Source organism: Faecalibacterium sp. 7, assembly GCF_049562865.1.
Taxonomy (GTDB): Bacteria; Bacillota; Clostridia; order Oscillospirales; family Ruminococcaceae; genus Faecalibacterium; species Faecalibacterium wellingii.
This window is the reverse complement of sequence record NZ_CP186911.1, coordinates 497223-512173: the sequence shown is the minus strand read 5'-3', so window position 1 is coordinate 512173 and position 14951 is coordinate 497223. Positions and strand designations below refer to the sequence as shown.

Genomic DNA, 14951 nt, shown 5'->3' with positions numbered 1-14951 from the left:
TCGCCTGTGGCAAAATTCAAAGCAATGTGGAACGGCTTCTGGCGCTACCGCTACCTGCTGTGGAATCTGGTCAGCCGTGACTTCAAGCTCAAATACCGCCGCAGCGTGCTGGGCGTGGTGTGGAGCGTTCTGAACCCGCTGCTCATGTGCCTTGTGTACTGGGCCGTGTTCAGCAGTCTGATGGACATGCGGGGCAGCGGCATCGACAACTTTGCCGTGTTCCTGATGTGCGGCCAGCTGCTGTTCAACTTCTTCAACGAGGCCACCTCCACCGGCATGAGCAGCGTGCTGGGCGCAGCGCCCCTGCTCAAAAAGGTGTATATCCCCAAGTATATCTTCCCGCTGGAAAAGTGCTGCTTTGCCATGGTGAACTGCGTGTTCAGCTTTGTGGCACTGCTGCTGGTGATGATCTTCACCGGTGCACCCTTCCACCTGACCCTCATCGAGGCGGTCTACCCGCTGGTGACGCTGTTCTTCTTCAGTCTGGGCGTGGGCCTGCTTCTGGCAGCGGCCACCGTGTTCTTCCGGGATATCATGCACATCTGGAGCGTGTTCATCACCGCATTGCTGTATTTTTCCGCCATCTTCTACGACCCCACCCAGATGACCTTTTCCATCGGCGGGTTCAACATGCAGCAGATCATCAAGCTGAACCCCATGTACTGGTACATCACAGGCTTCCGCCGTACCGTGATGTGGGGCATCCCGCTGGATTTCAACATGTTCGCGGTGTGCGGCTGCTGCGCCGTGCTCTCCATGCTGGTGGGCGTGTGGGTGTTCCGCAAAACGCAGGACCGCTTTGTGCTGCATATTTAAGGAGGAAGAACAATGGAACCGATCATCAAAGTGGACAATGTTTCCATGTGCTTCAACCTCTCCAAGGAAAAGCATGAGAGCCTGAAGGAATACTTCCTTGCCATGGTGCAGGGCCGCCTGCAGTACGATGAATTTTACGCCCTCAAGGACGTGAGTCTGGACATCATGCCCGGCGATTTCTACGGCCTTGTGGGCCTGAACGGCTCGGGCAAGTCCACCCTGCTCAAGACCATTGCGGGCGTGTACAAGCCCAGCAAGGGCAAGGTGACGGTCCGCGGCTCCATCGCCCCGCTCATCGAGCTGGGCGCGGGCTTTGATATGGACCTGACCGCCCGCGAGAACATCTATCTCAACGGCACGGTGCTGGGCTTCTCGCCCAAGTATCTGGACGAAAAATTTGATGAGATCGTGGAGTTCAGCGAGCTGCAGAACTTTCTGGATGTGCCGCTCAAAAACTACTCCTCCGGCATGGTGGCCCGCATCGGCTTTGCCATTGCCACCATCACCAAGCCCGATATCCTCATTGCGGACGAGGTGCTTTCGGTGGGCGATTTCCTGTTCCAGCAGAAGTGCGAAAAGCGGATGCAGGAGCTGATGGCAGGCGGCACCACGGTCATTCTGGTGTCCCACTCCATCGAGCAGATCGAGCGCATGTGCAGCAAGGTGGCATGGCTGAGCCACGGCCACCTGAAAATGAACGGCGATACGGCAACGGTCTGCGCGGCCTACAAGGCAACGCAGCGCGGCGAGGCCTGATATGAATGTACGACTGAAACGCGCCCGAGAGCTGGCAGGCTATGCGGTGCAGCTGACGAGGGACGAGGGCCTGCCCACCATGCTCAAACGGGGCGCGGGCTTTGTCAAGCGCCGCTGCTTTGGCAAGCGTGCCCGCTATCTGCCCGCCAAAAAGGTGCTGGAAGCCCAAAAAGCAGAAATGGCCGGCAAAACGGCGGCAGACTGCGGCCTGCCCACCATCAGCATCCTGACCCCGCTGTATAATACACCGGAAAAATACCTGCGGGAATTTCTGGATTCCTTTGTGAACCAGACGTCCCCCAACGGTCAGCTCTGCCTTGCGGATGCTTCCGATGCAGAACATGCCGATGTGAAGCGCATCGTAGAGGAATATCAGACAAAATATCAACGTATCGTATACAAAAAGATCGAAAACAAGGGCATTGCGGCCAACACAAATGCGGCGGCAGAGCTTGCCGCAGGGGAATATCTGGCCCTTGCCGACCACGATGACATTCTGGCACCCCATGCCCTGTACACCATGGGCAAAGCCATTCTGCAGCTGCGGCAGCGCGGCGAGCCGGACGGCTTTCTGTACAGCGATGAGGCACTTTTTTCCAAGAGCATCCAGCGGCCCATGGTGGCCCACTTCAAGCCGGACTACGCCCCGGACTACCTGCTGTGCTGCAACTACATCTGCCATCTGGCGGTGTTCCGGAAAGCCCTGTGGGACGCCATTGGCGGCGAGCGCCCGGAGTGCGACGGCAGTCAGGACCACGACCTGTTCCTGCGCCTTGCCGAAAAGACCGGCGGCGCGGCCCATGTGCCGCAGGTGCTGTACTACTGGCGGGTGCACGCAGGCTCCACCTCCGGCGGCGCGGACGCCAAGCCCTATGTGGCGGCGGCGGCAAAAAAGGCGCTGGCCGACCATCTGGCCCGCACCGGACGCACCGGCACCGTGGAGGATGGCCTGTTTCCCAGCACCTACCGGGTGAAGTGGGACATTGTGGGCGAACCGAAGGTGAGCATCCTCATCCCCAATAAGGACCACACCGGGGACCTGGAAAAGTGCCTGCACAGCATCTGGACCAAAACCAGCTGGGAGAACTTTGAGGTCATCGTCATCGAGAACAACTCCACCGACCCGGCCACCTTTACCTATTATAAGGAAGCCCGGCAGCGCTACGACGGCCTGCAGGTGGTCAACTACCCGCAGAAGGGCTTCAACTTCTCCGGCATCAACAACTTTGGCCGACAGTACGCCAGCGGGGATTACCTGCTGCTGCTGAACAACGACGTGGAGGTGCGCAATGCCGACTGGCTCACCGAGCTGCTGCGGCAGTGTGCTCACCCCGGCGGCGCGGCCATCTGCGGCGCGGAGCTGCTTTACCCGGACGAGACGTTGCAGCATGCGGGCGTTGTGACCGGCCTTGGCGGCTACGCGGGCCACAGCCACAAATACCGCAAGGCGGGTGGCAGCGGCTACATGTTCCGCGCTGCAACGGTGCAGGACTTTTCCGCCGTCACCGGTGCCTGCCTGCTGGTAAAGACCAGCGTATGGGACGAAGTGGGCGGTCTGGACGAAGCCTTTGCGGTGGCCTTCAACGATGTGGACTTCTGCCTGCGGGTGCGGGATGCAGGCTGCCGCATTGCATGGACACCCTACGCCCAGTTGACCCATTACGAGAGCAAGAGCCGCGGCGGCGACGAAAAAGACCCGGTGAAGGCCCGGCGCTTTGCCGCCGAGCAGCAGCGGCTGTATGCCGTGCACGGCAAGGCGAACATCCTGCACGACCCCTACTATAACCCCAACCTGACCATGGACCGGGAGGATTTTTCCGAAAGCAATGATCTGCGCGGGCTGAAAGAGGGACGCATCACGGTGCAGTGGAGGGGGTGAACCCTCTCAGGCGCACTGACGTGAGCGCAGTGATGGCTGAGAGGGTTATTAGGAGGAGCACCAAATGAACATCAAAGGCCATTTTGAGACCATCACCCGGCACAAGCTGCTGGTGATGAAATACTGTTTTGCCTGCGGACTCTACAAGCAGGGCCTTGCCCATGACCTGAGCAAGTACAGCCCCACCGAGTTCATCCCGGGGTGCATCTACTATCAGGGCGACCACAGCCCCAACGAGGCCGAGCGCGCGGCGCGGGGCTACTCCTCCGCGTGGCTGCACCACAAGGGCCGCAACAAGCACCATCTGGAATACTGGATCGACTACAGCACCCGGAAGGCGGGCCTTGCCGGCATGAAGATGCCCCTGCGCTATGTGTGCGAAATGGTGTGCGACCGCGTGGCCGCCAGCCAGATCTATCTGGGCGACAAGTACACGGATGCTTCCCCGTGGGAATACTACGAGCGCAGCAAGACCCACTACCTGCTCCACCCGGAGACCCGTGCCCTGCTGGAAGAGCTGCTGAAAATGGTGCGTGACCTTGGGCATGACCGCACCTTTGAGCACATGAAATACCTGCTGGGCTGCGAAAAAGATTACTAAAAGGAATATTTTGTATAAAAACACCGCTGAGGGAGACCCGGCGGTGTTTTTTGTATGCCATGAAAAAACATAAAACCACTCCGGTTGGCCATCAAGCGGGACTGCACAAAAATACACATTATTTTTGTGTTATCCGCGAATTGACAAAAGGGTACGGGGGGGGGGGGTAAACTTAACTCATCCAAGCCGGAGGGGCTCCGCTTGAGTGTGAAAAAACTCTGATATTCAGGAGGAAATGCAAAATGAAACTGTTCAAGAAACTGGCAGCAGCCGCTCTGGCAGCTGTTCTGGCCCTGTCTATGGTGGGCTGCGGTGCAGGCGGCACGGGCTCGGCACTTGATCTGAAGAACGAAGTGCTGAATCTGATCGAAGATGAATACTACCTGAGTGGCAAGACTGCGACCCACACCACTGCCATGGATACGGAAGCGGCTGCACTCATTGCTGCTGCTGCAAAGGCTGGAGAAGCAGAAGGCAATAATGAGACGGTGCAAGAACTTCTGCAAAAGTACGACAAGGGCAATTACATTGCGATCTTTGCGCCTTATACCCAGCTGCGTACAGAAATGTGGCAGCAAAACTACGTTTATGACATGCAGGGCGCACTCGCTTGGGCAACCGAAAGCCACAATTACGGCGAGACGAGTTCCTATGATAATATGATCGTTAAAATCGGCACCCCTGGAATTAGTGATAACGATTCGATCGAGATGGGCGTAGCTACGGGTACGATCAAGGGCAGGAACTATCTGGTTCTGCTGGTGCAAAATGCAAGGGCCTGACCGACCGGCTAAAACAGAACATCAACCTGTAAATAGATTTTAGGAGGAACAAGAACATGAAATTGTTCAAAAAACTGGCAGCTGCTGCACTGGCAGCTGTTCTGGCCCTGTCCATGGTGGGCTGCGGCAAGGCAAATAGTGTCAACGCTACCAAGCAGCTCGTGCTGAACCTGATTGCTGATAGTGCAGATCAGGGTGGTGCAGAGATCAACAACACTGCTGCAATGGATGGCATTGCACAGAACCTGCTGAATAAGGCAGCGGAGCTTTATGGCTCTGCAGAACAGAATGAGAAGTCTGTGGATGCTCTGCTGATAGCTGCCAGCAAGGAAGACGGTATGGGCTTTGAAGCAGACAAAACCTATCTGGTCAGCTGCGCAGAGGATCATCAGTACAATAGCAGTCTGATGCCGAATGCTTATAAGCAGCAATTCTTCTTTATGAATCTGATGCAGAGCAGCTTTACTGTGCAGCTGACGCAGAACGGCGTTACTGTGCTGCCGGGCAGTCGGATCAATACAACAAAGAAAGCAGATGTCGGCGTTGCTGTTGGTAAAATTGGCGACAAGACCTATGCGGTTGTGGTCATGATGCCCATAAAGTAAAGACTGCTACTACTCCGGGCACCGGGGACTAAACAAATACGGAAATTCACAGCATAACAAAAAGGCGCTGGCTCCGGCCAGCGCCTTTTCTGTGTCAGCGGTGCACTTTACTGCCAAAAAGTGCACCGCTTTTTTGTGGCATCCGCGCATTGACAAAAGGGTACGGGGGGGGGGTAAACTTAACTCATCCAAGCCGGAGGGGTTCCGCTTGGGTGTGAAAAAACTCTGATATTCAGGAGGAAATGCAAAATGAAACTGTTCAAGAAACTGGCAGCAGCCGCTCTGGCAGCTGTTCTGGCCCTGTCTATGGTGGGCTGCGGTGCAGGCGGCACGGGCAGCGGCGACATTACAGGTGCAGTCAAAGATTATCTGGCTGACCAGATCAAAATGAACTATGACATTACGGCTGAACACAAGGATGAGCTGGATACACTGGCAGAAAAGCTGATTCAGAAAGCAAACGAGGCTTCTGAAGACGAAGCAAACAAGGGTAAGACGGTCCTTCAGCTGGTAGGTGATCGAGCGGTCTTTGCGGCTGCAGGTATTACAAACGCCCAAAATTATCAGTTTGTGCTGGTCAAGTCCACCTTCACCAGCAACTTCTATAATGATAATAAGGTCGAGGCACTTGGCAATGGTCTGTACAACGGGCTGTCCAATATGGAACACCAGAGCGTTAATGTAAAGGCAGAAGAATACGGCCTTGCAAACGGTAAAATCGGTGGTACGGAGTACCTCCTGATGCTGGTGAAAGTATCTGCGTCTACAGAGCAGCCGTGAAAATGAGTAACGATAAGAACGAAGCCTGAAAGAATCGCTTTTTAGGAGGAATAGAACCATGAAATTGTTTAAGAAAATGGCAGCAGCCGCACTGGCCGTTGTTCTGGCCCTGTCCATGGTGGGCTGCGGTGCTGGCAGTAAGGGCAGCACCAGTACAGCAAGTGAATTGGCAAATATGCTGGTCGATACCTTAAATCAGAGTCAGCAGATCGGAGCCAAGCATACCGGTGAGATGGATGATCTGGCAGCCGCACTGGCAACAAGTGCAGGAAATGCCGAGAACGCCAAAGAAACGGGTATAAAGAATCTTTTGGTTAACGACGCGGTCCTTAAAGCTGCCGGTTTTACTGCGGAAGACCTCAAGAACACGGCTTATTTTGTCAGCTATGCTGAGAACTACAAACCCCAGAGCCCGATTACTACCGAAGAACGGAAAATCTCGTGGATGGCAAATCAGACCATGAATCATATTCAGAAAGTCGGCAAGCCGGCTAATCTGGGTAATGTGGATGAATTGGAGCTTGGTGCCGGCACCGTCAAGATCGGCGATACGGAGTACATCGTGGTGGTAGCGAAGTCCGTTGAGACTCCTGCCTCTGGCACCACCAAAGACTAAGCAAAACCCAAACTCTAAAGCGTAACAAAAAGGCGCTGGCTCCGGCCAGCGCCTTTTCTGTGTCTGTCAACATCTGCCGACCCGGCAAAAAAACCACAAATCCCCCAGCCCGGGCAGCGGCGTGCCGCTCAGGCTGGGGGATGTTTTTGTGCAGGACGCGGGGTTACTGCTCGTTCTCGTAGATCTGGATATAACGGGGTGCGTTCTTATCCTGAATGAACAGCAGCGCGGCGGTCAGGGCCACCGCCAGAGCAGTGAGGACGGCGAGCAGTGCTTTGAGAACCTTCATCGTTTCAAGCCTCCTTGGTAAGTCTGGCGCGGAGCGGGGGACGTTCCGCAGTTTTTGCTTGCCCTTAGTATAGCATAATCCGCATACAAAGGCAAACACCGGATGCAGGAAGAAAAATACGGTGGTTAGTTGTATATAACCACGAAAAAATGAAAAGAAAGTTCAGGAAAATACATCATTTTTGTGCCATTGTCGTTGACTTCCCACGCCAAAATGATACAATAAGTGTGTTAAGCAGCTGCTGTCCCTGTACCAGTGCGCCTGCATGGGCGTGGGGGCGGCAATTCAAGCAGAATGGGGGATTTGAATTCCATGTTGAACAAGCTGAAACGTGCGGCGCTTGGCGCGCATACGCCGCATGACAAGGCAACTGCTGCAAGCAAACCGATCCCGATGCCTCTGCCCGCGCAGGTACGCATCCTCATGAGCCAGCATATCGGCGCTCCCGCCAAAGCTCTGGTCAAAAAGGGCGACGAGGTATTCGTTGGCACTAAGATCGGCGAGGCTGGCGGCTTCGTCTCTGCAAACATCCACTCCAGCGTCTCCGGCACGGTTGCCGCGGTGGAGCCCTTCCGTCTGTCCAATGGCCGCATGTGCGACTCTGTCGTTATCAAGACCGATGGCAAACAGACCGTGGACCCGGCTGTCAAGGCACCGGAAGTGACCGATAAGGCCAGCTTCCTCAAGGCTGTGCGTGAGTGCGGCCTGGTCGGTCTGGGCGGCGCAGGCTTCCCGACCGACGTAAAGCTGCAGCCCAAGCAGCAGGTGGATACCCTGCTGATCAACGCTTCCGAGTGCGAAGTGTGGCTGACCAGCGATACGCAGGAGATGCTGAACTGCAGCGATGATATCATCCGCGGCATCAAGGCCGTGCTGCAGTACACCGGCATCCCGAAGTGCGTCATCGGCATTGAGAACAACAAGCCCGAGTGCATCGACCTGCTGTGCAAAAAGACCAATGGCGACAGCACCATCGAGGTCAAGCCCCTGCCCAGTGTCTACGGCACCGGCGCAGAGCTGATCCTCATTGAAAAGTGTCTGGGCCGCGAAGTGCCCCACGGCGGTCTGCCCGCAGATGCCGGCGCTATCGTCATGAACGTGACCAGCGTCTCCACCCTTGGCAAGTATCTGGCTACCGGTATGCCGGTGGTCGAGCGCACCATCACCGTGGACGGCGACGCCTGCGCAAAGCCCCAGAACATCGTTGTCCCCGTGGGCACTGCCTATCAGGACATCATCGATTTTGCGGGCGTCAAGGGCGAGCTGGGCAAGGTGGTTGCCGGCGGTGCCATGATGGGCCCCGCTGTGGAGAACCTGAGCTACCCCACCACCAAGACCACCTCCGGCCTGATCTTCCTGAGCAAGGCCGCTGCAGAGCCTGCACCGGTAAATCCCTGCATCCGCTGCGGCCGCTGCGTGGAGTACTGCCCCATGGGTCTGGAGCCTGTGGAGGTCAATCAGGCTTACGCTGCACGCGATGTGCAGGAGCTGGGCAAGCTGCATGCAGACTACTGCTTCAACTGCGGCAGCTGCTCGTTCGTCTGCCCGGCAAAGCGCCCTGTTACCCAGATGATGAGTCTGGCAAAGGCGTTCTACCTTGGTGAAATCAAAAAAGGAGGCAATAAGTAATGGATACGAAGCTTATTGTTTCGGCTTCCCCGCATGTGCGCAGCGAAGAGACCACCCAGAGCCTGATGGCCAACGTGATCGTCGCCCTGTGCCCCTGCGTGGTGGCCTCTGCCATCATTTTTGGCGTGCGTGCACTGCTGGTAACAGCCGTGTCCGTGGTGGCCTGCGTGGCCTTTGAGTGGCTGTACTGCAAGCTGCTCAAGAAGCCCAACCCCATCAGCGACCTGTCCGCCGTCGTCACCGGCATCATTCTGGCCATGAACGTGCCCGTGGGCATGCCCATCGGCCAACTCATCATCGGTGATCTGGTGGCCATCGTCATCGTCAAGCAGCTGTTCGGCGGCATCGGCATGAACTTTGCCAACCCCGCTCTGGTGGGCCGTATCGTGCTGTTCATCAGCTTTGCCGGTTCCATGAACAAGTGGGTGTTCCCGGATGCAGCGGTGGACCAGCTGTCCAGCGCTACCCCGCTGGCTGTGGCCGATAAGTCCAAGCTGAGCCTGCTGGATCTGTTCATGGGCATCCATGGCGGTGTGCTGGGCGAGACCTGCGCACTGGCCATCGTGCTGGGCCTTGTCTATCTGGTGGCCACCAAGACCATCAGCATCGCCATCCCGGCTTCTTACGTCGGCAGCATGTTCGTGTTCTACCTCATTGCTACCCACAGCGTGCACGAGGCTCTGGTTGCCGTGCTGAGCGGCGGCTTGCTGTTCGGTGCCGTGTTCATGGCTACCGACTACGTTACCAGCCCCTTCACCCTGAAGGGCAAGCTGGTGTACGGCGTGGCACTGGGCATCGTCACCTTTGCCATCCGTTACTGGGGCAGCTACACCGAGGGCGTGTCCTTCGCACTGCTGTTCATGAACCTGTGGGTCCCCTACATCAACGATCTGACCCGTCAGACCCCGTATGGCTACATCAAGCCTGCAAAGAAAGCAAAGGAGGGTGCTGGCAAATGAGTAAGTCTTCCAACTGGGAGAGCACCATCAAGCCCATTGTTGTGCTGAGCGTTATCTCCCTGATCGCCAGCCTGCTGCTGGCACTGGTGAACGGCATGACCGCCCCGGTCATTGCCGAGAACACCAAGCGCACCACTCTGGCCGCTTATGTCGGCGTGCTGCCCTCCGTTTCGGACGCCAGCGAGCTGGAAGAAGTGACCGATTACACCACCGCCGGCATCACCGGCGTGGTCAAGACTCCGGACGGCAGCACTGCGATCAAGGCCGAGGAAAAGGGCTTTGACGGCGGTATCCTGACCGTTATCATGGGCTTTGATGCCAATGGTGCCGAGACCGGCATCTGGGTAGACGCTTCCACCCAGACCAAGGGCATCGGCTCCAACGTGAGCAGTGACGACTTCCTGGCGCAGTTCGATGGCATGGATGGCACCCAGAACATTGTGATGAATCAGGATTACGATGCCTACAGCGGCGCAACCATTTCGTCCACCGCTCTGTTTGCTGCCATCAATGACTGTGTCAACTGCTACAACGAGCTGGCGTAAAGGAGGTTGGTAAGAAATGGCACAAGAAAATAAGTCCAAGGTAAGCATCCTTACCAACGGCATTATCAAAGAAAACCCCGTTCTGCGTCTGGTTCTGGGTACCTGCTCCATTCTGGCAGTTACCACCGCAGTTTCCAGCGCTCTGGGCATGGGTGCCGCCTTCACCTTCGTGCTGGTGTGCTCCAATATCATGATCTCCCTGCTGCGCAAGGTGATCCCCGGCAAGGTGCATCTGCCCTGCTACATCGTCATTATCGCAAGCTTCGTGACCATCGTTCAGATGTTCATGCAGGCTTACATGGAAAGCCTGTACAACGCTCTGGGCGTGTTCCTGCCCCTGATCGTTGTCAACTGTATCATTCTGGGCCGTGCCGAGATGTTCGCCTGCAAGAACAGCATCGTGGACTCCGCACTGGACGGCGTGGGCATGGGCGTTGGCTACACCCTCACCGCTACCTTGATGGCCTCCATCCGTGAGATCCTGGGCAGCGGCACCTGGCTGGGCTTCCAGGTGATCCCGGAAAGCGTTGCCAAGGTCTCCATCATGACGCAGGCTCCCGGCGCATTCTTCTGCTTTGGCCTGTTGATGGCCGGCTGTGTATGGCTGGAAGGCAAGCTGGATGCCCGCATCGAGCGCAAGAGCTGCTGCGACCTTGATAACCTGAAGAAGGAGGCAGAATAAGATGTTAGTAAAACTCGCTGCGATCTTCTTCAGCATGATCCTGGTCAACAACTACGTGCTGGTGAAGTTCTACGGTATCTGCCCGTTCCTGGGCGTTTCCAAAAAGCTGGATTCTGCGGTTGGTATGTCCGGCGCTGTTATCTTCGTCATGTTCATGGCAACGGCCGTTACCTTCCCCATCCAGATCTTCATTCTGGACCCGGCTGGTCTGAGCTACCTGCAGACCATCGTGTTCATTCTGGTCATTGCTGTTCTGGTGCAGTTCATCGAGATCTTCCTCAAGAAGTACGTGGTTGCACTGTATAACTCTCTGGGCGTTTACCTGCCCCTGATCACCACCAACTGCTGTGTTCTGGCTGTCACCATTCTGGTCGTGGGCGACTACGGCGCAGATGTGGCTGCTATGGGCTTCGGTGTTGCTTACATTGAGGCTCTGGTCTGTGCCATCGGCGCAGGCTGCGGCTTCATGCTGGCCATGGTCATGTTCAGCGGCGTGCGCAAGCGCGTGGAAGCCTGCGATCCCCGGCACCCTTTAAGGGCCTGCCCATCACCCTGATCGCAGCAGCAATCACCAGCCTGTCCTTCATGGGCTTCGGCGGTATCGTCGAAAACCTGTTCAATGTCACGCTGTAAGGGAGGAACAGGATTATGAATATTGTATCTGCTGTTATCCTGTGTACCATCGTGGGCGCAGTCGGCGCGATCGTTCTGGTCGCAGCGGCCAAGTTCATGGCGGTGGAGGAAGACCCCCGCATTGAAGAAGTTACCAACTGCCTTGCCGGTGCAAACTGCGGCGGCTGCGGCTACGCAGGCTGTGCGGACTACGCAAAGGCTGTGGTCATGGACGGCGTGCCCTGCGACAAGTGCGCACCCGGCGGCCCCAAGGCTGCCGCTGCCATTGCCAAGATCATGGGCGGCACGGCCAGCGCTGTGGAAAAGAAGGCGGTTGTCCAGTGCCAGGGCAATTCCGAGCACTGCAAGCCTGCTTACGATTACAAGGGCATCCAGACCTGTGCAGCCGCTGCTGCGCTGTACGGCGGCCCCAAGACCTGCTCCTTTGCCTGTGTTGGTCTGGGCGACTGCACCAAGGTGTGTAAGTTCGATGCCATCCACATTGTGGACGGTGTTGCCAAGGTGGACAAGGACAAGTGCACCGGCTGCGGTGCCTGCGCAAACATCTGCCCCAAGCAGGTCATTATGATCGACGTGGGCGGCCCGCGCAAGCCGGTAGTCATGTGCTCCAACAAGGACAAGGGTCCTGTGGCCATGAAGGCCTGCACCACCTCCTGCATTGCCTGCGGTATGTGCGAGCGCACCTGTAAGTTTGACGCTATCCACGTGGTGGACGGCGTGGCCCGCATCGACTACGACAAGTGCAAGGGCTGCGGCATGTGTGCCCAGAAGTGCCCCAAGCACATCATCCTCTTCCCGCTGAAGGATGACCCCAATCCCCCGAAGCCGGTGGTGAAGCCCGCCGCTCCCGCTGCTGCCCCCGCAGCAAAGCCGGAAGCCAAGGCTGAGGCAAAGCCCGAGACCAAGGCAGAGTAAACTGTAAAAACCAAAGCCCGCCGTGCAGCGATGCCCGGCGGGCTTTTTACATAGAAAATGATTGGGAATGCCCTCCGTGTTGCTCTGAACCACTTTTTCACGGGAGAGGCTGTAAAGGCAAATAGCAACGCACTCCGCAGCGCCGCGCTTCCGAAGGAAGCGGCGCTGCAAATGCAGTTTACCATTGCGACTCTTCTCGTGAAAATGGTAGAACGGAACGCCCGCAGGCGTTCCGTTCTACCGAAATCCAGAGTAATATTTCCTTGAATTATGCCCAGAGCGCAAGCGGAGGGCATTTTAAATCGTCCGAACCCGGCGGGCTTTTTGCAACTTTTTGTAAGAAAATCCGGTTGCAATGAGGCGGAATTATGGTTAAATAGAAGGAGGATATTTTCACAGAAAGAGGACGATTATGGAACAACAGTCTGCACGCCTGCGGAATACAGGCTTTCTTACCTTCTTCTTCAGCGGCATCTGCGCCATCAGCGCTGGCGTTGTGGTCAGTCTTTTGCAGGAAGAGTACGGCTTTGCCTACGGCATGACCGGCACCCTGCTCTCGCTCATGAGCATCGGCAACCTGATCGCCGGGTTTCTGGTGGGCGTGCTGCCCGGTGCGCTGGGCATGAAACGCAGCGTGCTGCTGCTGACCATCGGCTACGCGGTGGGCTACAGCCTGATGGGCCTGACGGGGGCCGTGGCGGTGCTGGCGCTGGCGTTTTTTCTGGTGGGCATTGCCAAGGGCAGCGTCATGAACACCTGCACCATTCTGGTCAGCGATAACTCGGCCAACCGCACCCGGGGCATGAACCTGATGCACAGCTGCTACGCCTGCGGTGCGCTGCTGTGCCCCTTCCTCATTGCAGCGGCGGCAAGGGTGAGCACCGCACTGGCAGTATTCCTGCTGGCAGTGCTGGGCCTGATGCTCTGGCTGGTGTATGGATTTACTCCGCTGGGCGGCGGGAGTCAGAAAACAGCCCGGACGAAAGAGGTCATCGACTGGAGCTTTCTGCACGCGCCGCGCTTCTGGCTGCTGACCGGCCTTCTGTTCTGCCAGAACGCGGCGGAGCAGAGCGTTACCGGCTGGATGGTGACCTATTTTAAGGGCAGCGGCATCATTGCCGGTTCGCTGGCGGCCTACACCGTCACGGTGATGTGGGGTGCCACATTGGTGGCACGCCTGCTCATTGCGTTCGTGTTCCCGTTCAAGAACCCGCGCAAGGCCATGGTGGGTATGAGCGTGCTGTGCACCTTCTTCTATGTGCTGCTGGTGCGGGCCGACACGCAGAGCATGGCCATTGTGCTGCTGTTTGCATTTGCATTCTCGATGGCAGGTCTGAACCCCACTGCGGTCGCCAGCGCAGGCCGCATGACCAGCGTTACCAGCATGGGCATCATGCTGCCGGCGGCGTCCAGCGGTGCCATCCTCATGCCGTGGATCATCGGCATCGTGGCCGAAAAGGCGGGCCTTGCCGCCGGTATGGCGTCCAACATCGTGCCCTGTGTGGGGCTGATTATTTTCACCCTGCTGGCAGCTAGATTGCCGGAAGAATAAACCCTCTCAGGCGCTATCGCGCCAGCTCCCCCCGAAGGGGGGAGCTTTATGCGCTAAAACCGTTTGGTATTCTCTTTTCAGTAAAGAAAATAACCGTTGGGAAGTAGAAAAAACTCCCCTCTCGGGGGAGCTGGCATTGCGCAGCAATGACTGAGAGGGTTATCTCTCAATGCCACGTGCTTTCGCGCTGAACTCGCACCCGCAGTAATCCTGCCGGTACAGGCCGTATTCCTCCGAAAGCTGCAGGCTGCGCAGGTAGCCGTTGTGCTTTTTGAAGTCCGAGGGCAGATGCTTGACCCCGAATTCTGCCTCCAGCTCCTGCCCGATGGCGTTGATACGCTTGGCGTCCTTGTGGGGGCTGATGGACAGCGTGGTGGTAAACCAGTCAAAGCCGTTCTCTTTGGCGTACTGTGCCGCCCGGCGCATCCGCAGCCGGTAGCAGACCGTGCACCGACTGCCCCGCTCCGGCTCGTTTTCAAGGCCGGTGACGGCGGAGTAGAACTCCTGCGGGTCGTAGTGGTCCTCCACCACGGTCACACCCAGAGGATGGGCTGCCGCCACGAACTTCTTCAGTTCCTCGCCGCGGCGGTGGTATTCTTCCGCAGGCCAGGTGTTGGGGTTATAGTAAAGCACCGTGATTTCAAAATACTGGCACAGCTGTTCCAGCACGGCGCTGGAACAGGGCCCGCAGCAGGCGTGCAGCAGCAGGCGCGGACGGGTGCCGCCCAGCTCCTTGAGCACGGCATCCATCTGCTGTGCAAAATTCAATTGAGTTGCCATTTTTATCATCCTTTGCTATACTGATTGAGAAAATTCCTTAAAAAGCTCGCCCCTTCGGGAGAGCTGGCATTGCATAGCAATGACTGAGAGGGTTTATTTTCTTATTATAACATATTCCGCTTGAAAATACAG

At 57.0% G+C, this 14951-nt stretch carries 16 protein-coding genes and 1 pseudogene; 15 read left to right on the top strand and 2 right to left on the bottom strand.

Annotated elements, in window-relative coordinates; all coding sequences use genetic code 11:
- The first annotated feature begins 6 nt into the window (after positions 1–6).
- From ACKXF7_RS02645 to ACKXF7_RS02610, 8 genes are all read left to right on the top strand, one after another.
- A complete protein-coding gene (locus ACKXF7_RS02645) occupies positions 7–816 on the top strand; it encodes an ABC transporter permease (RefSeq protein ID WP_339396304.1) in 810 nt (269 codons plus the stop codon).
- Positions 817–828: 12 nt separating this feature from the next.
- The gene (locus tag ACKXF7_RS02640; RefSeq protein ID WP_005943870.1) at positions 829–1572 is read left to right on the top strand and encodes an ABC transporter ATP-binding protein; all 744 of its coding nucleotides are present in this window, start codon (positions 829–831) and stop codon (positions 1570–1572) included.
- A gap of 1 nt (position 1573) precedes the next feature.
- A complete protein-coding gene (locus ACKXF7_RS02635; RefSeq protein ID WP_423742054.1) occupies positions 1574–3451 on the top strand; it encodes a glycosyltransferase family 2 protein in 1878 nt (625 codons plus the stop codon).
- A 64-nt stretch (positions 3452–3515) separates the two neighbouring features.
- Positions 3516–4052, top strand: a complete 537-nt coding sequence (locus ACKXF7_RS02630) for a DUF5662 family protein (RefSeq protein ID WP_423742053.1) — start codon at positions 3516–3518, stop codon at positions 4050–4052.
- Positions 4053–4294: 242 nt separating this feature from the next.
- Positions 4295–4834 (top strand): hypothetical protein, encoded by a 540-nt coding sequence (locus ACKXF7_RS02625; RefSeq protein ID WP_423742052.1) that lies wholly within the window; start codon positions 4295–4297, stop codon positions 4832–4834.
- A gap of 56 nt (positions 4835–4890) precedes the next feature.
- Positions 4891–5439, top strand: a complete 549-nt coding sequence (locus tag ACKXF7_RS02620) for a hypothetical protein (RefSeq protein ID WP_423742051.1) — start codon at positions 4891–4893, stop codon at positions 5437–5439.
- 249 nt (positions 5440–5688) lie between these two features.
- Positions 5689–6219: a hypothetical protein gene (locus ACKXF7_RS02615; RefSeq protein WP_423742050.1), complete on the top strand. Its 531-nt coding sequence runs from the start codon at positions 5689–5691 to the stop codon at positions 6217–6219.
- 58 nt (positions 6220–6277) lie between these two features.
- Positions 6278–6835 carry a hypothetical protein gene (locus ACKXF7_RS02610; RefSeq protein WP_423742049.1) on the top strand — a complete coding sequence of 186 codons (558 nt, stop codon included), beginning with the start codon at positions 6278–6280 and terminating at the stop codon, positions 6833–6835.
- 163 nt (positions 6836–6998) lie between these two features.
- Here the strand turns inward: ACKXF7_RS02610 and ACKXF7_RS02605 are convergent, their stop codons facing one another.
- Entirely contained in the window at positions 6999–7124 is a 126-nt protein-coding gene (locus ACKXF7_RS02605; protein ID WP_005943878.1) for a hypothetical protein, read from the bottom strand.
- A gap of 294 nt (positions 7125–7418) precedes the next feature.
- Here ACKXF7_RS02605 and rsxC point away from each other — a divergent pair, with 294 nt between their 5' ends.
- The 7 genes and pseudogenes from rsxC to ACKXF7_RS02570 all read left to right on the top strand — a co-directional run bounded on the left by rsxC (position 7419) and on the right by ACKXF7_RS02570 (position 14039).
- Positions 7419–8753, top strand: a complete 1335-nt coding sequence (rsxC, locus tag ACKXF7_RS02600; RefSeq protein ID WP_097777390.1) for an electron transport complex subunit RsxC — start codon at positions 7419–7421, stop codon at positions 8751–8753.
- Positions 8753–9712 carry an RnfABCDGE type electron transport complex subunit D gene (locus ACKXF7_RS02595; RefSeq protein WP_418265406.1) on the top strand — a complete coding sequence of 320 codons (960 nt, stop codon included), beginning with the start codon at positions 8753–8755 and terminating at the stop codon, positions 9710–9712. Before rsxC ends, ACKXF7_RS02595 begins: the two co-directional genes overlap by 1 nt.
- Entirely contained in the window at positions 9709–10257 is a 549-nt protein-coding gene (locus ACKXF7_RS02590; RefSeq protein ID WP_249237933.1) for an FMN-binding protein, read from the top strand. The genes ACKXF7_RS02595 and ACKXF7_RS02590 overlap by 4 nt, the downstream gene beginning before the upstream one ends.
- 16 nt (positions 10258–10273) lie before the next feature.
- The gene (gene rsxE / locus ACKXF7_RS02585) at positions 10274–10939 is read left to right on the top strand and encodes an electron transport complex subunit RsxE (RefSeq protein ID WP_005943886.1); all 666 of its coding nucleotides are present in this window, start codon (positions 10274–10276) and stop codon (positions 10937–10939) included.
- A 1-nt stretch (position 10940) separates the two neighbouring features.
- A pseudogene (locus ACKXF7_RS02580) lies at positions 10941–11572 on the top strand (electron transport complex protein RnfA).
- 15 nt (positions 11573–11587) lie between these two features.
- On the top strand, positions 11588–12487 hold the full coding sequence (locus ACKXF7_RS02575) for an RnfABCDGE type electron transport complex subunit B (protein WP_249237934.1): 900 nt from the start codon (positions 11588–11590) through the stop codon (positions 12485–12487).
- A gap of 412 nt (positions 12488–12899) precedes the next feature.
- A complete protein-coding gene (locus ACKXF7_RS02570; protein WP_423742048.1) occupies positions 12900–14039 on the top strand; it encodes an MFS transporter in 1140 nt (379 codons plus the stop codon).
- 159 nt (positions 14040–14198) lie between these two features.
- Here the strand turns inward: ACKXF7_RS02570 and ACKXF7_RS02565 are convergent, their stop codons facing one another.
- Positions 14199–14828, bottom strand: coding sequence for an epoxyqueuosine reductase QueH (locus tag ACKXF7_RS02565; protein ID WP_423742047.1), 630 nt, complete (start codon positions 14826–14828; stop codon positions 14199–14201).
- Between the last annotated feature and the right edge of the window lie 123 nt (positions 14829–14951).

What these genes read in the sequence shown, in the direction of transcription:
- ACKXF7_RS02640 (WP_005943870.1), top strand. Translation starts at nt 829, where the DNA reads ATGGAACCGATCATCAAAGTGGACAATGTTTCCATGTGCTTCAACCTC.
- rsxC (WP_097777390.1), top strand. Translation starts at nt 7,419, where the DNA reads ATGGGGGATTTGAATTCCATGTTGAACAAGCTGAAACGTGCGGCGCTT.
- ACKXF7_RS02615 (WP_423742050.1), top strand. Translation starts at nt 5,689, where the DNA reads ATGAAACTGTTCAAGAAACTGGCAGCAGCCGCTCTGGCAGCTGTTCTG.
- rsxE (WP_005943886.1), top strand. Translation starts at nt 10,274, where the DNA reads ATGGCACAAGAAAATAAGTCCAAGGTAAGCATCCTTACCAACGGCATT.
- ACKXF7_RS02590 (WP_249237933.1), top strand. Translation starts at nt 9,709, where the DNA reads ATGAGTAAGTCTTCCAACTGGGAGAGCACCATCAAGCCCATTGTTGTG.
- ACKXF7_RS02575 (WP_249237934.1), top strand. Translation starts at nt 11,588, where the DNA reads ATGAATATTGTATCTGCTGTTATCCTGTGTACCATCGTGGGCGCAGTC.
- ACKXF7_RS02570 (WP_423742048.1), top strand. Translation starts at nt 12,900, where the DNA reads ATGGAACAACAGTCTGCACGCCTGCGGAATACAGGCTTTCTTACCTTC.
- ACKXF7_RS02610 (WP_423742049.1), top strand. Translation starts at nt 6,278, where the DNA reads ATGAAATTGTTTAAGAAAATGGCAGCAGCCGCACTGGCCGTTGTTCTG.
- ACKXF7_RS02605 (WP_005943878.1), bottom strand. Translation starts at nt 7,124, where the DNA reads ATGAAGGTTCTCAAAGCACTGCTCGCCGTCCTCACTGCTCTGGCGGTG.
- ACKXF7_RS02630 (WP_423742053.1), top strand. Translation starts at nt 3,516, where the DNA reads ATGAACATCAAAGGCCATTTTGAGACCATCACCCGGCACAAGCTGCTG.
- ACKXF7_RS02620 (WP_423742051.1), top strand. Translation starts at nt 4,891, where the DNA reads ATGAAATTGTTCAAAAAACTGGCAGCTGCTGCACTGGCAGCTGTTCTG.
- ACKXF7_RS02595 (WP_418265406.1), top strand. Translation starts at nt 8,753, where the DNA reads ATGGATACGAAGCTTATTGTTTCGGCTTCCCCGCATGTGCGCAGCGAA.
- ACKXF7_RS02565 (WP_423742047.1), bottom strand. Translation starts at nt 14,828, where the DNA reads ATGATAAAAATGGCAACTCAATTGAATTTTGCACAGCAGATGGATGCC.
- ACKXF7_RS02635 (WP_423742054.1), top strand. Translation starts at nt 1,574, where the DNA reads ATGAATGTACGACTGAAACGCGCCCGAGAGCTGGCAGGCTATGCGGTG.
- ACKXF7_RS02625 (WP_423742052.1), top strand. Translation starts at nt 4,295, where the DNA reads ATGAAACTGTTCAAGAAACTGGCAGCAGCCGCTCTGGCAGCTGTTCTG.